A 16,023-nucleotide genomic window follows, 5' to 3' on the forward strand; every position below is an offset into this window, starting at 1 on the left:
TGGCCTGAACCCGGCGTCAGAGAAGGCCGCGCCGCTCCAGGAGGGGCTCGATGCGGGGGGCGCGGCCCCGGAAGGCGTGGAAGGCCGTCATGGCGTCCACGCTGCCGCCCTTGCTGAGGAGCTCGCGGCGGAAGGTGTCGCCGTTCTCCCGGGTGAGACCGCCGTTCTCCTTGAACCACTCCACGGTGTCGGCGTCCAGGACCTCGCTCCAGATGTAGGAGTAGTAGCCCGCGCTGTAGCCGCTTGACCAGATGTGGGCGAAGTACGTGCTGCGGTAGCGCGGAGGGACCAGGGGGACGTCCACGCCGGCCTCACGCAGGGCCTGGCGCTCGAACTCCAGGGCATCCAGCGGGTCGGCCGTGGTGGCGTCCACGGTGTGCCAGGCCCAGTCGAGCAGGGTGGCGGCGAGGTACTCGACCGTCTTGTAGCCCTGGTTGAACTTCTGGGCGGCCAGCATGCGGTCGACCAGCTCCTGCGGCATGGGCTCGCCGGTCTCCCAGTGGCGGGCGTAGTTGGCGAGGACGGCGGGCCACAGGGCCCACATCTCGTTGACCTGGGAGGGGTACTCGACGAAGTCACGGGGGACCGCGGTGCCGGAGAAGCGGGGGAACCTGACGTCGGAGAACAGGCCGTGCAGCGCGTGGCCGAACTCGTGGAACATCGTGTTGACCTCTTCGAAGGTCATCAGCGTCGGCTCGCCCGCCGGCGGCTTCACGATGTTGAGGTTGTTCACCACCACCGGCTTGGTGCCCTCCAGCACCGACTGCTTGACCAGGCTGTTCATCCAGGCGCCGCCGCGCTTGGACGGGCGGGCGTAGAAGTCGCCGAGGAACAGGCCGAGCTCCGAGCCGTCCTCGTTGAAGACCTCGAACACCCGCGCGTCGGGGTGGTGGCCCACGAGGTCGGGACGCTCGGTGAAGGTGATGCCGTACAGCAGCCGCGCCGCGTGGAAGACGCCGTCGCGCAGCACCCGGTCCAGCTCGAAGTACGGCCGCATCTGGCGGCCGTCGATGGCGTAGCGCTCCTTGCGGACCTTCTCCGAGTAGAACGACCAGTCCCACGGCTCCAGGTCGAAACCGGCCTGCTCGCGCAGTTCCTCGGCCTCGCGGTGCGCGTTCGCGACCGCGGGGGAGGTGAGCTTGCCGAGCATCTCGGTGACGGCCTCGGTGCTCGGCGCGGTCTGGTCGGCCACGACGTACGCCGCGTGCGTCGGGTACCCGAGCAGCGCGGCCCGCTCGGCGCGCAGCGCGGCGATGCGGACGATCAGCTTGGAGTTGTCCGGAATGCCGCGCTGCACCGAGGCGCGGTGGATGCGCTCACGCAGGGCGCGGTCGGTCAGCTCGGCGAGGTCCGGCTGCCCGGTGGGCAGCACCAGCGGGAGGACGTACTTGCCCGAGAGCCCCCGGGACTTCGCGGTCTCGGCGGCGGCCTTGATCGAGTCCTCCGGCAGGCCGTCCAGCTCGGCCACGTCGTCCACCACGATGGCCGAGGCGTTGGTGTGGGCCAGGAGGTTCTGCTCGAAGCGGGTGGACAGCGTGGAGAGCTCCTCGTTGAGTGCCCTCAGCCGCTCCTGGTCCTGCGCGCCGAGCTCGGCCCCGGCCCGCACGAAGTCGGTGACGTAGCGCTCCAGCAGCCACTTCTGCTCGGCGTCCAGGCCCTCGGGGGAGATCTGCCTGATGCGGGCGAACAGCGACCGGTTGAGGTGGATGGCGTCGCCGTGCTGGGTGAGCTTCGGGGTGATCTGCTTCTGGATCTCCTGCACCGTGGGGTTGGTGTCGGAGGACGCCTGGTTGAAGAACACCGTGGAGACGCGGGTGAGCAGCATCCCCGAGCGCTCCAGGGCCGCCACGGTGTTGTCGAACGACGGCGGCTCGGGATCACTCGCGATGACCTCCACCTCGGCCAGGTGCTCGGCCATGCCGCGCTCGAAGGCGGGGACGTAGTGCTCCTCCCGGATCTCGGCGAAGGGGGGCAGACCGTACGGCAGGGCACTCGGGACGAAGAAGGGGTTCTCGCTCAAGGCGCGGGCTCCTCACGTGGAAAGGGCTCTCGCTAGCAGCCTCGCACAGCCGGGCGCCGCCCCGGCACCCCCTGTGGACGACCGCGGGATGTGACGGGCGACCTGGGCGTTCACCAATCGTTTTGGTCCTCACCGCCAAGCTGGGCTATTCTTTCGGAGGCGCAAGCGGGCCGCTCCGCAAGGGGTTCCGCGAGCCGATGGGGTATGGGGTAATTGGCAGCCCGGCTGATTCTGGTTCAGCTAGTCTAGGTTCGAGTCCTGGTACCCCAGCAGGTCGCCAGCAACGACGCGGATGTCCGGCAACGGGCGTCCGCGTTCGTCGTTCCACACGGGCTTTCCGGGCCCGGGTGGCCCGGCTACCGGTTTGGCCGTGCTGTCAAGGGTGCGGTAGAGTAACGCCCGTTGCCGAGGCGTCCGGAAGGGCGCCTCAGTCGGTTCGGATCACCGGGCCGGCAGGCAGTTCGCGCAGGGGTCCCGTCGTCTAGTGGCCTAGGACGCCGCCCTCTCAAGGCGGTAACGCCGGTTCGAATCCGGTCGGGACTACCACTGCGCAACCGGCTCGTCGAGCCGTTGGCTCCGTCGTCTAGTGGCCTAGGACGCCGCCCTCTCAAGGCGGTAGCGCCGGTTCGAATCCGGTCGGGGCTACACCTGGTGTAGGCGAACCCTCGGACGTTCCGTCCGGGGGTTTTTCGCGTTTCACCCGGGATTGTGGACCCGCCGGGGACGGCCGGCTCGCGCCGTCCCCAGCCGCGGAAAGGACCTACCGGGTCGTGTTGCCCGAGCGGACCTTGAACAGGGCCCGCCGCGCCGCCTTGGCCACCTGACGGTCCGGGTGGGAGTCGCCGATCATCTCCAGCAGCTCCTCGACGTGCGGGTGCGGCACCCGCCAGATCACGTCCAGCAGGTTGCTCAGCACCGGCGCCGGGCCGATGTCGTGCAGGCTGCTGACGAACTCCGGCGTGCCGAGGCCCGCCGAGATCGTCCACATGTCCAGGATGAGCCAGTGGGTGTCGCTCTGGCTGGGCTCCGGCGCGTCCGGCACCCCGAGCTGGGTCAGGTGCGTCGCCGCGTACGGCCGCAGCGACGGCTCGTCCAGGGCGGCCTGCCAGGCGGGGACGGCGACCGGCCCGAGCGTGCCGACCAGGCTGGCCGCCTGCACCCGGATCAGCGCGTCCGCCTCGTCGTCCGCGGCGGCCTCCAGCAGCTCCTCGGCGGCGGTGGCGGGGTCGCGCAGCTTCATCCAGGCCGCGAACTCGGCGTCCGCCTCCTCCTCGGGCAGGTCGGCGCTGAGCGACAGCAGGTCGAGCGCCGTCATCGCGTCGATCGCCGGGCGGGCGTCCACCTCGATGTCGTCGTCGTCCAGCAGGTGGACGACGCCCTCGGTGCCGAGCGGGGTGAGCCGCACGACGTCGCCGGACACCTCGGCCATGCCGTACCCCGACAACCACTCCAGCACGGACGCCAGCGGGTCGCCGGCCTCCTGCCAGGCCTGCGCGCCGAGGTCGTCGAACTCGGCGGCGGCCTCGGCGAGCTCCTCGCGCAGCTCACCCACCGGGCGTTCGCCGCCCGCGAGCAGCAGGCGGATCAGCAGGCCGCGGGTCAGGCCGGAGAGCGCCAGCGTGAGATCGTCGTCGTCCAGCTCGGGGTCGCCGTAGTCGACCGAGTGGAGGCCGAGCATCCAGGCGTCCAGGACGTCCTCGTCGTTCTCGAACGGCCACGCGGAGGTGTCCTCGTCCACGCTGACCGTGTCGACGTCCGCGTTGCCCCCGTCGTCCGGGGTGAGGAACTCGAGGTCCACCGCGAGGTTCCACAGGTTCCACAGGGCGGGAACCTCGTCGGCGAGCGGTTTGGCGGCCGGCTCGGGCAGCCCCACGACGGCGAGGGCCTCGCGGATCTCCTCGTCGCTGAGCAGGGTCTCGGTCCCGACGGTGCGGGACGTGCCGACCCAGACGGCGAGGTCGCGGGCCTTGGCGATCAGCGGCGCCGCGCGGGCGGCGGTGGCCAGCTCGGCGTCCGGCCGCAGCCTGATGGTGGGCAGATCGGCGATCTCGTCGGCGAACGGCTCGAAGTCGCCGAGGCCCTCGACGTCCTCCTCGTCCAGATCGTCCTCGTCATCGTCGTCGTCCCACTCGCGGTCGCCGAGGACCTCCTCCAGCGCCTCGTCGAAGTCGTCCTCCAGGGTGTCGAGCTCGTCCAGCAGATCGTCGAGGGAGTCGGACCCCTCGGCGAGGCGGCCGGTCTCGGAGAGGAACGTCAGGTAGGCGCGCACGGCGGCGATCATGCCGTCCGCCGCGGCCTCGGCGTCCTCGACGACCTGAGGCATGCGCTCCACGAGGATGGGGCGCAGGTCGCCGCGGCGCCACAGGCGCACGTCCTCCCGCAGGATCAGGCGGTGCCAGAGAGCGACGGGCCCCACCAGATCGGGATCACTGTCCGGTGCGTTGTCCGGTGCCCAGAGAATGAACTCTTGCAGGAGGGGACGCAGCTCGGACGCGGCTGCCTCGATGCGATCTGTCACTCCGCCAGGCTAGTGCTTGGCGGCAGTGCTCTCTAATCAGTTAGGGCCTGTTGTGAGGCCATGTGGCGCCGTGGCGCCCGGCGGCTCAGTTGCTGCGGCGCATCGCCTCGGTGATGCGTTCGGCGGCGGCCACGACCGGCCCGGCGTGGATGCGCCCCGGGGTGCGGGTGAGACGCTCGATCGGGCCGGACACGGACACGGCCGCGATCACCTTGCCGCCCGGGCCGCGGATGGGGGCCGACACGCTCGCCACGCCCTGCTCGCGCTCGCCGACGCTGTGCGCCCAGTTGCGGCGGCGCACGCTGGCGAGGGTGGCGGCGGTGAACTTCGCGCCGCGCAGCCCGCGGTGCAGGCGGTCGGGCTCCTCCCAGGCGAGCAGCACCTGGGCGGCCGACCCGGCGGTCATCGGCAGCGAGGAGCCGACGGGTACGGTGTCGCGCAGGCCGCTGGCCCGCTCGGCGGCGGCCACACAGACGCGTTCGTCGCCCTGCCTGCGGTAGAGCTGTGCGCTTTCGCCGGTGATGTCGCGCAGGTGGGTGAGCACGGGGGAGGCGACGGCCAGCAGACGGTCCTCGCCGGCCGCGGTGGACAGCTCGGACAGGCGCGGGCCGAGCACGAACCGTCCCTGCGTGTCGCGGGTGACGATGCGGTGGTGTTCCAGCGCCACCGCAAGGCGGTGGGCGGTCGGCCGGGCCAGGCCGGTCGCCTGGACGAGTTGAGCGAGGGACGCGGGGCCCGCCTCGAGGGCGTTGAGGACCAGCACGGCCTTGTCCAGCACGCCGACTCCGCTAGAGTTGTCCATACCCCGATACTGCCGTCTCGCTATCCGAGATGCAACTGGCTTGTGGGCGTGGAGCGGGTAGGCTTGTCCATATAACGATATGTCCGTCTTAGAGATTGAGACGATCCGGGGCATGAAACGCGAGGAGGCGTTCACAGCATGGGTCGCACACTGGCCGAGAAAGTATGGGAGCAGCACGTCGTCCGCCGGGCCGGCGGAGAGCCCGACCTGCTCTACATCGACCTTCACCTCGTGCACGAGGTGACAAGTCCGCAGGCGTTCGACGGCCTGCGCATGGCCGGGCGCAGGGTGCGACGCCCCGACCTCACCATCGCGACGGAGGACCACAACGTCCCGACCGTGCTCGGGCCCATCGCCGACCCGGTGTCCAAGGCGCAGGTGGACACCCTGCGCAAGAACACCGCCGAGTTCGGCATCCGGCTGCACCCCATGGGCGACGACGGCCAGGGCGTGGTGCACATCATCGGCCCGCAGTTCGGCCTCACCCAGCCCGGCATGACCGTGGTCTGCGGCGACTCCCACACCTCCACCCACGGCGCCTTCGGCGCGCTGGCCTTCGGCATCGGCACCTCCGAGGTGGAGCACGTGCTCGCCACCCAGACGCTGCCCGCCTACCGGCCGAAGACCATGGCCATCGAGGTGACCGGCGAGCTGCCGTACGGCGTCACCGCCAAGGACCTCATCCTCGCCATCATCGCCAAGATCGGCACCGGCGGCGGCCAGGGGCACATCGTGGAGTACCGCGGCGAGGCCATCCGTGCGCTGTCCATGGAAGGCCGCATGACGGTCTGCAACATGTCCATCGAGGCGGGCGCCCGGGCCGGCATGATCGCCCCGGACGAGACCACGTTCGCGTACCTCCAGGGACGGCCGCACGCCCCCTCCGGGGCCGCCTGGGACGCCGCGGTGGAGTACTGGCGGTCGCTGCGCACCGACGACGACGCGGTGTTCGACACCGTGGTCGAGATCGACGCCTCCACCCTCTCGCCGTTCGTCACCTGGGGCACCAACCCGGGTCAGGGACGGCCGCTGCGTGACGCCGTGCCCGCGCCCGAGGAGACCGACGACCCGGCCGCGGCGCGGCGGGCGCTGGAGTACATGGGCCTCACCGCCGGCACTCCGCTCACCGAGATCGCGGTGGACACCGTCTTCGTCGGCTCCTGCACCAACGGCCGCCTGGAGGACCTGCGGGCCGCCGCGGACGTCCTGCGCGGGCGCAAGGTCACCACGCGCACGCTGATCGTGCCCGGATCCATGCGGGTGAAGGCCGAGGCGGAGGCCGAAGGGCTGCACGAGGTGTTCACCGCCGCGGGCGCCGAGTGGCGGGCCGCGGGCTGCTCGATGTGCCTCGGCATGAACCCCGACACCCTGTCCCCGGGGGAGCGCAGCGCGTCCACCTCCAACCGCAACTTCGAGGGACGCCAGGGCAAGGGCGGACGCACCCACCTGGTGTCGCCCGCGGTCGCCGCCGCCACCGCCGTCACCGGCCGTCTCACCGCGCCCGCCGACCTCTGACAGGAGCCTTCGATCATGGAAGCCTTCACCACGCACACCGGGCGCGCCGTGCCGCTGCGCCGCAGCAACGTCGACACCGACCAGATCATCCCGGCCGTGTGGCTCAAGCAGGTCAGCCGCACCGGCTTCGAGAAGGGCCTGTTCGCCGCCTGGCGCGAGGACCCGTCCTTCGTGCTGAACGACCCCGCGTACGCCGGGGTGTCCGTCCTGCTCGCCGGGCCCGACTTCGGCACCGGCTCCTCCCGCGAGCACGCCGTGTGGGCGCTGCAGCAGTACGGCTTCCGGGTGGTGATCGCCGCGCGGTTCGGCGACATCTTCCGGAACAACTCCACCAAGATGGGCCTGCTGCCGGTGGTGCTCCCCGCCGAGACCGTCGAGCGACTCCAGGCCGCCGCCGAGGCCGACCCCGCCACCGAGGTGACCGTCGACCTCGGCGAACGGCAGGTGCGCTGGGCCGGCGGCACCGCGTCGTTCGAGATCGACGACTACACCCGCTGGCGTCTCATGGAGGGCCTGGACGACATCGGGCTGACCCTGAGGCACGCCTCGGACATCGAGAAGTACGAGAATGGTCGGCAGCAATGGCTGCCGACGACCGTCTGACCCGACCCGCGAGCCCTGAGGAAGAGCTGGCGCGGCGACTGCGCGACGCGCACCGCCGCGTCACCGCCATGCCGCTTCCCGCTGCCGAGAAAGAGCGTTTCGCCCGCCGTTTCGTGGCGATTTGTGAGGTCGCCAAGCGCGATCTGGACCACGCCCGGGCCCGCCTGGACGCCTTCATGGCCGATCTCGACGGGCACTCCGACACGCCGCGTAGGTGAAAGATTGCGGAATGTGATTGAGTCCTGGCCCGGTGTCCCTTAATTTCAAGCGGGTAGGGGGTTTCTGACCGTTGACTGGTGGTTGCGTGCCGGAACCCCGCACTAGGCAACACCGGGTGAGGCGGGGTCGCGCGTCGACGCCGGCGACGCTCATTCTCAGACAGCGGTAACAGGGGGAGCAAAGCCAGATGAACAAGCGAGAACTCGTAGACGCGATCACCGATCGGGTCGGCGACAAGAAGACGGCGACCGAGGCGGTGAACGCCATCATCGAAGCGATCCAGCAGGCCGTTTCGAGCGGGGACAAGGTCTCGATCACAGGCTTCGGCGCGTTCGAGATGGCGCACAAGCCTGCCCGCCAGGCCAGGAACCCGAGCACCGGCGAGCCCATCAAGGTCTCCGAAAGCTGGGGCCCCAAGTTCCGCCCCGGCGCCGACTTCAAGGAACAGGTCAACGCCGCAGGCAAGAAGGCCTCAAAGAAGAAGTAATCCCAACCGCGCGCCCGGACCCCACTCCGGGCGCGCACCCACCCACACCAGAACACCTTCGGTGCACGCACCCACTCCGCGCCGAGCCGCTTCTCGAGGTGCGCATCCACTCCCCGCCGACGTTGCTCGGGGCGCGCACTCACTCCGTGCTGGGACGCCGCTCGGGGTGCGCATCCACTCCGCGCCGGGACGCTCCTCGGGTGCGCAGCCACTCGTGCCGGGACGCTCCTCGGGGCGCGCACTCACTCCGCGCCGGGACGTTCCGTGGTGCGGGCACCTGCTCCGTGCCGGGGCTTTCACTCCGGGTGCGCAGCTACTCTGTGCCGGGACGGTCCTCGGGGCGCGCACTCACTCCGCGTCGGGACGCTCCTTGTTCCGGGCCGGGAAGGGTCAGTCCGGGCCGGGGCGCCAGGGGCGGGTGATGGCGCTGAGCATGGGGTGGATCTGCACCGGGCCGAGGCCGGCGGTGACGACGGGGTCGCCCGCGCGGATGGCCTCGGCCTCCTCCAGGGAAGCGACCTCCAGGATGCCGGCGCCGAAGGTGCCGGCGGGGTCGGCGACCGGCCCGACCGCGATCGCGATTCCCTTGTCGGCGAGCACGCGCCAGTAGGCGGCGTGCTCGCTCATGACCGCGGCCTCGGCCTCGGTCATCGTCTCGACGAAGTCGGGGCGTGAGGTGAACTTGTAGAAGAAGTAGCTCATGTACCGTTCCTGCCGGGTTGGTCCGCCGCCTCGGCGGCGGTGGTGAAGCGGGCGAGAATCGTCGTCCAGCCCTCGTTGTAGGCCCCGCCGGTGTAGCCGCCGGGCAACGCGCAGTCCTTGGACAACTCGGCGTCCCCGAGCGCCTCCCACCCACGGTGCTCGACGGCGACCCTGGTCAGCGCCGGCCCGAGCGCGGTGAAGGTCAGCTCGACCTCGGTCGCCACCGGGGTGATGTCCCACGTCATGGTGAACCCGTGAGGCGGCCGCCAGTCGACCAGCTCGCCCCACTGGACGACGGTCCCGTCCTCCCACGTCTCGTAGACCCGCCCACCCGCCCGCTGCTCCAGCGTCACGTCCCGCACCTTGTCCTGCCCCGCGGAGAACGGCCGCACCGGCCACCACAGCCCGATCGTGCGGACGAAGACCTCAAAGGTGTGATCGACATCGCTACGCACAATGGTCGACTGCCGAACCGGCGGCGGCCGCAACGGCCTGCTCTGGGTGGTCATCGAACTCTCCCCGTGTGATGTCGAACCTGGCAAGGCGTGCCCTGCAAATGACGCCGACTGTGCCGACGCTGGTGGTGGTCATGCCGACGGTGGTGACGCCGGTACGGGTCACACCGGTAGTGGTGACGCTGATGCGGGCCACGCTGACGCTCGTACGGTTCACGCCGGTAGAGGTGACGACTCTCAGACGGCATGCCGTCCCTCCTCGTCATCGCTCAGCCCACGCTCGGCTTCGACAAGCCGCCGTGCCGTGTCCAGCGCGTCCCCCCACATCCCATCCAGAAAGGCCCGCACCCCGTCGAGTCCCTCCGGCCGCGCCCGGTACAGCCGCCGCGTCCCGTCCCGCCGCTCAGCCAGCAACCCCGCGTTCTTCAACACGGTCACATGCTGGCTGATAGCCGTACGACTCACATCGAACGCCGCCGCGATCTCCCCTGCCGACAACTCGTCCTGAGCCACCAGCCGCAAGATCCCCCGCCGCCGCGGCTCCGCGAGCGCCCGCAGCACCTCGTCGGTAGACGAGTCCTCGCTCACGCCCACAGCCCCACCTGATTCCCGTCCGGATCCGTGAACACCGCGATCCGCCCCACGTCCCCCGGCAGCTCCATCGGCGCCACCAGCCGCTTCCCCCCAACGCCTCCTCGATCCGTCAGCAGTCGCTAACGTTAGTGAAGGCTGACACTCTTGGCAATCCCCCCGAACTCCTGCGCGGTGGGACACCGGCCCCTCCCTCTGCTGCTATCGCGCAGCCTCCTTTTCGACGTCGCGCCAACGGTTGTCGTACGGCGAGGCGTCACCACCGTGTCGTACGGCGAATCCGTCCTCCGTGCCGTACGGCGGATCCGGCGCCTTCGTGCGGTGAGTGACCGGGAAGGGTGCGGAAGTTAGACTTACGGCCGTGCAGGCGACGGTGCGGTCCTATGACGAGCAGACGCGGTCGGGCTCGGTGTTCTTGGACGACGGCACCGAGATGCCGTTCGGCACCGCGGCGTTCGACGCGGGGCCGCTGCGGCTGCTGCGGTCAGGTCAGCGAGTGAACATCAAGGTCCAGGACGGGACCATCACGGTGATCACGCTGTCGACCTTTCCCCTGCCCGACTAGCCGGTCGGCGGCCCTGTGACGGCGCGCCGACTCCGCTGTACAACGTCCCGATGTCTTGGCGCCGGAAAGTTCTCTGTGCGAAAGCATCAGGGGGATGGTGCCGGTGTCTCGCCGCACATGGCGCCGGATTGGCCGTACAACGTCTCGCCGTCGCGGTGCTGGGAGTGTTGGCTGGTGATGGCGCCGGGGGCCCCGCCGGTCGGCTTTCGTGCGGTGGCGGCTTCGCCGTATGACAGCCTGTCGGCGTGGCGCCGGAAAGTTCTTCGCGCCAAAGTTCAGAGGGATGGTCGGGGAGGGTGGGTGGGGGTTGGTCAGGTGGTGAGGGTGGTCAGGGCTGAGAGTACGTAGAGGCAGCCGGCGATGGTTACTGCGAGGCCTGCTAGGGCGGGGAGCCATTTGGTCAGGTGGGTGGCATAGGGCCAGGTTTTGGTGCGGGTGTTGAGGAAGGTGTGGCTGCGGATGGTCAGGGCGCCTACGGCGGTGAGGGTGGCGGCCATTCCGGTGCCGAAGGCTATTACCAGGATCACGGCGTCCAGGGCGCGGCCGGTGAGGAGACCGGTGACCAGGATTATGAAGGCTGAGGGGGAGGGGAGGAGGCCGCCGGAGAGGGCTAGGGCGATCAGGCCGCGGCGGGACCATGGGTCGGTGGGGGGTGTTGCTGCGGGGTCTGGATGGGTTTCTTGGGGCTTCAGTAGGAGATGCCCGTGCCCGTGGCCGTGACCGTGACCGTGGTCGGGGGATGGGGAAATGCGGTGGCGGAGGTGGCGGTAGGTGAGGTGGGTGCCTACGGCTATGACGATCAGGCCGGCGGCGATCTGGAGCCACGCTGTTACGGAGTCGGTGGCGTAGCCGGCGGCGGTGGAGAGGCCGACCCAGGTGAGGGCGAGCACCAGTACGGAGAAGGTGTGCATCATGGCGACGATCACGCCTAGGCGTACGGCGTCGCGACAGCGGCCGTGGGTGCCGATCAGGTACGCGGCGGTGATGCTCTTGCCGTGGCCGGGGGCGACGGCGTGGAAGGCGCCTACGCCGAGGGCGATGGCGAGCATCAGAAGGAACGCACCCCCGCTGTCGAAGAGCGCGATGAGTCGGCTCTCGGCTTCACCCATGCCGGTCATGGACGCGCTCCTTCGCGGTGGCGGTTTGCGGAGCGGTCATGGACGCGCTCCTTCGCGGTGGCGGTACGCGGGGCGGTCATGCACGTGCCGCGTTCGCGGTGGCGGGCGGTGACGGTACGTGGGGTGGTCGTGGGCGTGCTGCGTTCGGGGTGGTGGGTGGGGGTGGTGTGTGGGGTGGTCATGTGTGGGTTTTTCTGCGGTGGCGTAGGTGGAGCAGGGCCAGGGTGCCGAGGAGTGCTGTGGCGGTTGTGGCTGTGGTCAGGGCCGTGGTGGTGACGGGGGAGGGGGCGGTCTCGGGGGAGAAGTGGAGGGTTTGGGTGGGGGTGGTGGCGGTGAAGAGGGTTTGGCTGGGGGTGGCGGGGGTGGTTGCGGTGAGCATGGTGCGGTAGTTCTCGTTCAGGTCGGTCAGGGCGCCTACGGTGACGGTCAGGGTGGTGACGGGGTGGGGGCAGGTGTAGGTCAGGCGGGCGCCTTGGGTTGTCAGGGATTCCAGGGGGTGCAGGGTCGCGGGGCAGGGGTGGCCTTGCTGGGTCACTTCGAGGTGGCGTAGGAGATAGGCGCGGACGGCGGGGGAGCGTTGGAGTTTTTGCTCGCCGGTCAGGGTGGTGGAGACTTCGCCGGCGCCGGGGGGTTCGAAGGCGCCCAGGGACTGGCCGAGGGCTACCCAGTCGTCTTCGGCGGCGAGCCAGGTGAGGGTCACCTCGGGGCCGTCGGCGCTGATCCGTGCGGTCGAGGGCGGGCCGAAGGGGTGGGCGGCGGCCGGGGCGGCGATCGCGAGGACGGCCAGTGCCACGACTGCCGGCAGGCCGATGCGGATGTTCACGCGTGCGGGTCTCCTGACGAGCGGGGGAACGTGAAGAGGCCCGGGTGCGTGCCGCCGGGTCCCGGCGGCACGCACCCGGGAGGGATCACTTGGCCACGGTGATGACCGGGCTGGTGATCTTCTGGTTGGCGCTGGTCAGGTACACCTCGTAGGCGCCCGGACGGATGTGGGCGGGCACGTCGAAGGTGTAGGTCAGGCGGCCGAGCTCGTCGGCGGTGGCGGTGCCGATGGTGCCCTTGTCGCCGTGGTGGCCGTCCCAGCCGTCCCGGCGGTCCCGGTCACCGTCGCCGTCCTCGCCGCCGTGGCGGGCGGCGTCGGCGGTGGCGGGCTCGGCGGTGCGGAGGTGGACGGTGACCTTCTCGCCGGGGTCGTACCCGAAGGCGGACACGGAGAGGCGGGCGCGCGGCTTCACCGTGGTGGTGCTCACGGTGACCTGCTGCCCGACGGTGTTCTCGGGGGTGCGGAGGTCGTTGACGGTGCGTTCGCCCTTGGCGTTCTTGCGGATGAGGAACCCGTCGTGGTGCTCGCCGTTGGCGTACCGGGCCTCGAACCGCAGTTGGCCGGACTCCACGTCGATCAGTTGGTAGAGCTGCGTGTTCTGGCTGGTGCTGACCACTTCGGCGCCGTTGCCTGTCCAGTTCTCGCCGCCGTTGAGCGCGTACATCTTGCCGCCGGACACGGACACGACGTACGCGACGCCGTTGTGCACCGTGGCGGACCTGCGGGCCGTCCGCACGTTGCCGCGGCCGTAGGAGTGGTCGTGGCCCTGCAGCACGAGGTCCACGCCGTACTTCTCGAACAGCGGGCCCCACTGTGCGCGGACGTTCGGGTTGTTGCGGGTGCCGGTGGTGGAGTACACCGGGTGGTGGAGGGTCACCACGGTCCACCGGTTGGGGTTGTCCTTGAGCAGGCCCTCCAGCCACGTCGTCTGCGCGGCCATCAGGGCGGCGTTGCTCTGGTGGTTGCTGTCCAGGCCGATGAACCGCACGCCCTGGTAGTCGACGTGGTAGACCGTCTGCTTGAGCTCAGGGTTGCCCGGTCCGTTGTCCGGATACGGGAACTGCGGCCGCCAGAAGGTGGACAGGCCGCTGCTGTACTCGTGGTTGCCGGGGATCGAGATGTTGTTGACCTGGCTGTCGATGAAGCCGCCGGCCTTGTACCACTGGCCCCACTGCTCTTCGCTGTTGGCGCTGTCGATGAGGTCGCCCGCGTTGACGATCATCTTGGCCTGGGGGCGCTCGGCGAACGCCTGGCGGAAGACGCGCGGCACGGCCGAGTCGATGTAGTTCTGCGCGTCGCCGTAGTAGATGAACGAGAACGGCTTCAGCTCGCTGGCGGCGGTGGTGAAGTCGTTCCACTCGCTCCAGTTGGTGCCGTCGCCGACCCGGTAGGTGTAGCGGGTGTCGGGCTTCAGGCCGGTGAACTCCACGGTGTGGTACGTGGAGGCGTACCCGAGGGTGGTGTTGACGGGGGTGGTGGACAGCGCCTTGATGTTGGCGACGGCACCGGCGGCCGGGGCGACCTGGCCGAGGGCGCGGGGAGATTCGAGGATCTCGGCCTGCGCGAACTCGGCGGTCGTCTCGGCGCGCCAGGTCACCTTCTGCGAGGTGGACGGCGTGGTGGTCGGGGTCAGGATGATGCGGTCGGGCATCGGGGACGGCTTGTGGATCTCGGCGGCGGGGTACTTCGGGGGGGCCGCCGCGCCGAAGGCGACGGGCCCGAAGGCGAGGCCGCCGACGAGTAGCGCACTGGCACCGATCAGGGTTAGTTTGCCCTGCCGGGTCCGGAAGGACCACGGCGCACGGACGTCACTCACGGTGAGGATCACTCCTGGGGGGACACGGGGAGACCGCCACGGAACCGCAGCGGGCGGAGTGGATTCAGCCAGATCGGCCTGACCGTTGATCCAATGGGGCTTTACGGCCGAATGAACGAATGATCCACAAGTGCCCGATGAGTCCCATGATGGGTGATCCGTCACCCGCCCTTCACGGCACCGACACCCGGAGTTGCCGCCTGCCTCGGCCGCGCCCGCCACGATGTGCCGGGCTTCGGCGTCCAACCGCCGTGCCCGGTCCGGGCGCAGTGCCGGCACGACCCGGCCGTGCGCAACCCCCTGAGGAGAGGTTCCCCCGATGACGACGGCTGCCGGGCAGGCCGCCCGAGGACGGTCGCGCCGCTTGGCGTTCCTCCCCGGTGTCCTCGCGCTCGGCGCGCTCTTCGTCCCCCCGGCCGCCCCCATGGTGACCAAGGGGGACACCTTCCTGAACGCGCGGACCACGGGTGTGCTCAACATCGAGAACGGCGAGTGCTTCGACGACCCGGCCTACTCGGCGGGCGCCGGCGAGGACGTCGTGGTCTACCGCCCGTGCGCCGAGGGCGCCGGCAACCAGGTCTACGGCTTCGTGCACGCCGAGGACGGCCCGTGGGACCGCCCCGCGCTGGCCGCGTTCGCGTGGGAGAGCTGCGGGCGCGGGTTCGCGCATTATTGGCCGGGGGAGACGCGGCTGGACTTCTACCCCGTGCTGCCCACCGCCGAGACGTGGGCGGACGGCGACCGTGACGTCATGTGCGTGGTCTACGACCCGGCGGGACGGCTGGCGCGCTCGGCGCTGCCACGTAACTGACCGGTGGGCCGGGGTCAGGTCCGGTCGGGGATGTAGCTGGCCAGCCCGCGCAGCAGGATGTCCAGGCCGAGCAGGAACCGCGTGTCGTTGTCCTTGTGGAACATGTGCCCCGCGAGGGCCACCAGGTGGGGGAACTGCTCGGGCGGCAGAGCGGCGAAGTAGGCCTTGAGCGTGCCGCTCATCTCGTCCCAGTCGGCCACCGCCGAGTCCCGCTGCCGTTCCTCCCACAGGCTCTCCTCCAAGGAGAACCCGTCGACGTAGGTGGCCATGATGTCGCCGGCGGTGGCCGCGATCTCGTCGGGCAGGCCGGCGGCGCGGAAGATGGCGAAGAGCCTCTCCACGGTGGGCAGGAGCTCGGGCGTGAAGGGCACCTGCGCCACGGAGATGCGGGCCATGTCCCGGTGGCGGAGCAGGCGGGTGCGCCATTCGAGCGCGTAGTCCTTGATCTGCTCCTGCCACCGCTCGGGGTCGGGCTCGGGCGGCTGGTGGCCGCGGAACAGGCGCTCGTACATGATCTGCAGCAGGTCGTCCTTGCTCGCCACGTGGGCGTACAGCGCGGAGACGGCGACCCCGAGCTCGGCGGCGACCTGGCGCATGCTGAGCCTGTCGTAGCCCTCGCGGTCCAGGACGGCGTACGCCGCCTCGACGATGCGCTCCAGGCTGAGGGGGACGCGCGCGGGCGCGGCCCGCTTGCGCGTGCGGTCCCAGGGAGGCGGGGGAGGAAGCTCCCCCTGGCGCCCGGTCGGGACGGGGGCCTCCCGGTCTGGACGGCTCATGTCTCACCGCCCCTCGGCGTCCCAGGTGATGGCGTACTCCGGAGTCTAGTGCGACGGCCCGGGCGCTTGATCCGCCAGGAAAAACCCGTGGGATCGGGGAACTTTGCCATCAACTTCACGATATATCTTGTCTTCCGCCTTGACGCGACATATCTTGAGAACGCCGCACTTTGCGACGAACACTGTTCAAGTGTAGAACACT

At 70.1% G+C, this 16,023-nt stretch carries 16 protein-coding genes and 3 tRNA genes; 9 read left to right on the top strand and 10 right to left on the bottom strand.

Going from position 1 to position 16,023, the window contains the following annotated elements:
- Positions 1 to 16: 16 nt before the first annotated feature.
- A complete protein-coding gene (locus ABGB17_RS06065; protein WP_347626795.1) occupies positions 17 to 2,020 on the bottom strand; it encodes a M3 family metallopeptidase in 2,004 nt (667 codons plus the stop codon).
- 198 nt (positions 2,021 to 2,218) lie between these two features.
- Between ABGB17_RS06065 and ABGB17_RS06070 the strand changes: the two genes are divergently transcribed.
- The 3 genes from ABGB17_RS06070 to ABGB17_RS06080 all read left to right on the top strand — a co-directional run bounded on the left by ABGB17_RS06070 (position 2,219) and on the right by ABGB17_RS06080 (position 2,665).
- Positions 2,219 to 2,290: transfer RNA gene (locus ABGB17_RS06070), tRNA-Gln, on the top strand.
- A 200-nt stretch (positions 2,291 to 2,490) separates the two neighbouring features.
- A tRNA-Glu gene (locus ABGB17_RS06075) sits at positions 2,491 to 2,566 on the top strand.
- Between the two features lie 26 nt (positions 2,567 to 2,592).
- Positions 2,593 to 2,665 (top strand) — tRNA-Glu (locus tag ABGB17_RS06080).
- Positions 2,666 to 2,780: 115 nt separating this feature from the next.
- Here the strand turns inward: ABGB17_RS06080 and ABGB17_RS06085 are convergent.
- On the bottom strand, positions 2,781 to 4,538 hold the full coding sequence (locus tag ABGB17_RS06085; protein ID WP_347626796.1) for a hypothetical protein: 1,758 nt from the start codon (positions 4,536 to 4,538) through the stop codon (positions 2,781 to 2,783).
- An 85-nt stretch (positions 4,539 to 4,623) separates the two neighbouring features.
- Positions 4,624 to 5,340 carry an IclR family transcriptional regulator gene (locus tag ABGB17_RS06090; RefSeq protein WP_347626797.1) on the bottom strand — a complete coding sequence of 239 codons (717 nt, stop codon included), beginning with the start codon at positions 5,338 to 5,340 and terminating at the stop codon, positions 4,624 to 4,626.
- A gap of 138 nt (positions 5,341 to 5,478) precedes the next feature.
- Here ABGB17_RS06090 and leuC point away from each other — a divergent pair, with 138 nt between their 5' ends.
- From leuC to ABGB17_RS06110, 4 genes are all read left to right on the top strand, one after another.
- Complete coding sequence (leuC, locus tag ABGB17_RS06095) at positions 5,479 to 6,855, top strand: 3-isopropylmalate dehydratase large subunit (RefSeq protein WP_347626798.1); 1,377 nt, start codon at positions 5,479 to 5,481, stop codon at positions 6,853 to 6,855.
- 15 nt (positions 6,856 to 6,870) lie between these two features.
- Positions 6,871 to 7,458 (top strand): 3-isopropylmalate dehydratase small subunit, encoded by a 588-nt coding sequence (gene leuD / locus ABGB17_RS06100; RefSeq protein WP_347626799.1) that lies wholly within the window; start codon positions 6,871 to 6,873, stop codon positions 7,456 to 7,458.
- Positions 7,437 to 7,676 (top strand): hypothetical protein, encoded by a 240-nt coding sequence (locus ABGB17_RS06105; protein ID WP_347626800.1) that lies wholly within the window; start codon positions 7,437 to 7,439, stop codon positions 7,674 to 7,676. The genes leuD and ABGB17_RS06105 overlap by 22 nt, the downstream gene beginning before the upstream one ends.
- 188 nt (positions 7,677 to 7,864) lie before the next feature.
- Positions 7,865 to 8,164, top strand: a complete 300-nt coding sequence (locus ABGB17_RS06110; protein ID WP_347626801.1) for an HU family DNA-binding protein — start codon at positions 7,865 to 7,867, stop codon at positions 8,162 to 8,164.
- A 390-nt stretch (positions 8,165 to 8,554) separates the two neighbouring features.
- On the opposite strand, the gene ABGB17_RS06115 is transcribed toward ABGB17_RS06110, so the two are convergent.
- The 3 genes from ABGB17_RS06115 to ABGB17_RS06125 form a co-directional block, all read right to left on the bottom strand.
- Positions 8,555 to 8,866 (bottom strand): YciI family protein, encoded by a 312-nt coding sequence (locus ABGB17_RS06115; protein ID WP_347626802.1) that lies wholly within the window; start codon positions 8,864 to 8,866, stop codon positions 8,555 to 8,557.
- On the bottom strand, positions 8,863 to 9,375 hold the full coding sequence (locus ABGB17_RS06120; RefSeq protein ID WP_347626803.1) for an SRPBCC domain-containing protein: 513 nt from the start codon (positions 9,373 to 9,375) through the stop codon (positions 8,863 to 8,865). Before ABGB17_RS06120 ends, ABGB17_RS06115 begins: the two co-directional genes overlap by 4 nt.
- 183 nt (positions 9,376 to 9,558) lie before the next feature.
- Complete coding sequence (locus ABGB17_RS06125; protein WP_347626804.1) at positions 9,559 to 9,909, bottom strand: metalloregulator ArsR/SmtB family transcription factor; 351 nt, start codon at positions 9,907 to 9,909, stop codon at positions 9,559 to 9,561.
- 364 nt (positions 9,910 to 10,273) lie between these two features.
- Here ABGB17_RS06125 and ABGB17_RS06130 point away from each other — a divergent pair, with 364 nt between their 5' ends.
- Positions 10,274 to 10,477: a hypothetical protein gene (locus ABGB17_RS06130; protein WP_347626805.1), complete on the top strand. Its 204-nt coding sequence runs from the start codon at positions 10,274 to 10,276 to the stop codon at positions 10,475 to 10,477.
- A gap of 311 nt (positions 10,478 to 10,788) precedes the next feature.
- Here ABGB17_RS06130 and ABGB17_RS06135 read toward each other — a convergent pair whose 3' ends face one another.
- From ABGB17_RS06135 to ABGB17_RS06145, 3 genes are all read right to left on the bottom strand, one after another.
- A complete protein-coding gene (locus ABGB17_RS06135) occupies positions 10,789 to 11,595 on the bottom strand; it encodes a hypothetical protein (protein WP_347626806.1) in 807 nt (268 codons plus the stop codon).
- 178 nt (positions 11,596 to 11,773) lie between these two features.
- Positions 11,774 to 12,418 carry a hypothetical protein gene (locus tag ABGB17_RS06140; protein ID WP_347626807.1) on the bottom strand — a complete coding sequence of 215 codons (645 nt, stop codon included), beginning with the start codon at positions 12,416 to 12,418 and terminating at the stop codon, positions 11,774 to 11,776.
- Positions 12,419 to 12,503: 85 nt separating this feature from the next.
- Entirely contained in the window at positions 12,504 to 14,234 is a 1,731-nt protein-coding gene (locus tag ABGB17_RS06145; protein WP_347626808.1) for a metallophosphoesterase family protein, read from the bottom strand.
- Positions 14,235 to 14,553: 319 nt separating this feature from the next.
- Between ABGB17_RS06145 and ABGB17_RS06150 the strand changes: the two genes are divergently transcribed.
- Entirely contained in the window at positions 14,554 to 15,045 is a 492-nt protein-coding gene (locus ABGB17_RS06150; RefSeq protein ID WP_347626809.1) for a hypothetical protein, read from the top strand.
- Between the two features lie 14 nt (positions 15,046 to 15,059).
- Here ABGB17_RS06150 and ABGB17_RS06155 read toward each other — a convergent pair whose 3' ends face one another.
- A complete protein-coding gene (locus ABGB17_RS06155) occupies positions 15,060 to 15,821 on the bottom strand; it encodes a TetR/AcrR family transcriptional regulator (RefSeq protein ID WP_347626810.1) in 762 nt (253 codons plus the stop codon).
- Between the last annotated feature and the right edge of the window lie 202 nt (positions 15,822 to 16,023).

Source organism: Sphaerisporangium sp. B11E5 (assembly GCF_039871875.1).
Lineage (GTDB): Bacteria > Actinomycetota > Actinomycetes > Streptosporangiales > Streptosporangiaceae > Sphaerisporangium.

Bases quoted from the DNA above. Each gene is read 5' to 3' on its own strand.
- ABGB17_RS06115 (WP_347626802.1), bottom strand. From the start codon at position 8,866: ATGAGCTACTTCTTCTACAAGTTCACCTCACGCCCCGACTTCGTCGAG.
- ABGB17_RS06110 (WP_347626801.1), top strand. From the start codon at position 7,865: ATGAACAAGCGAGAACTCGTAGACGCGATCACCGATCGGGTCGGCGAC.
- ABGB17_RS06155 (WP_347626810.1), bottom strand. From the start codon at position 15,821: ATGAGCCGTCCAGACCGGGAGGCCCCCGTCCCGACCGGGCGCCAGGGG.
- leuC (WP_347626798.1), top strand. From the start codon at position 5,479: ATGGGTCGCACACTGGCCGAGAAAGTATGGGAGCAGCACGTCGTCCGC.
- ABGB17_RS06135 (WP_347626806.1), bottom strand. From the start codon at position 11,595: ATGACCGGCATGGGTGAAGCCGAGAGCCGACTCATCGCGCTCTTCGAC.
- ABGB17_RS06150 (WP_347626809.1), top strand. From the start codon at position 14,554: ATGACGACGGCTGCCGGGCAGGCCGCCCGAGGACGGTCGCGCCGCTTG.
- ABGB17_RS06105 (WP_347626800.1), top strand. From the start codon at position 7,437: ATGGCTGCCGACGACCGTCTGACCCGACCCGCGAGCCCTGAGGAAGAG.
- leuD (WP_347626799.1), top strand. From the start codon at position 6,871: ATGGAAGCCTTCACCACGCACACCGGGCGCGCCGTGCCGCTGCGCCGC.
- ABGB17_RS06120 (WP_347626803.1), bottom strand. From the start codon at position 9,375: ATGACCACCCAGAGCAGGCCGTTGCGGCCGCCGCCGGTTCGGCAGTCG.
- ABGB17_RS06090 (WP_347626797.1), bottom strand. From the start codon at position 5,340: ATGGACAACTCTAGCGGAGTCGGCGTGCTGGACAAGGCCGTGCTGGTC.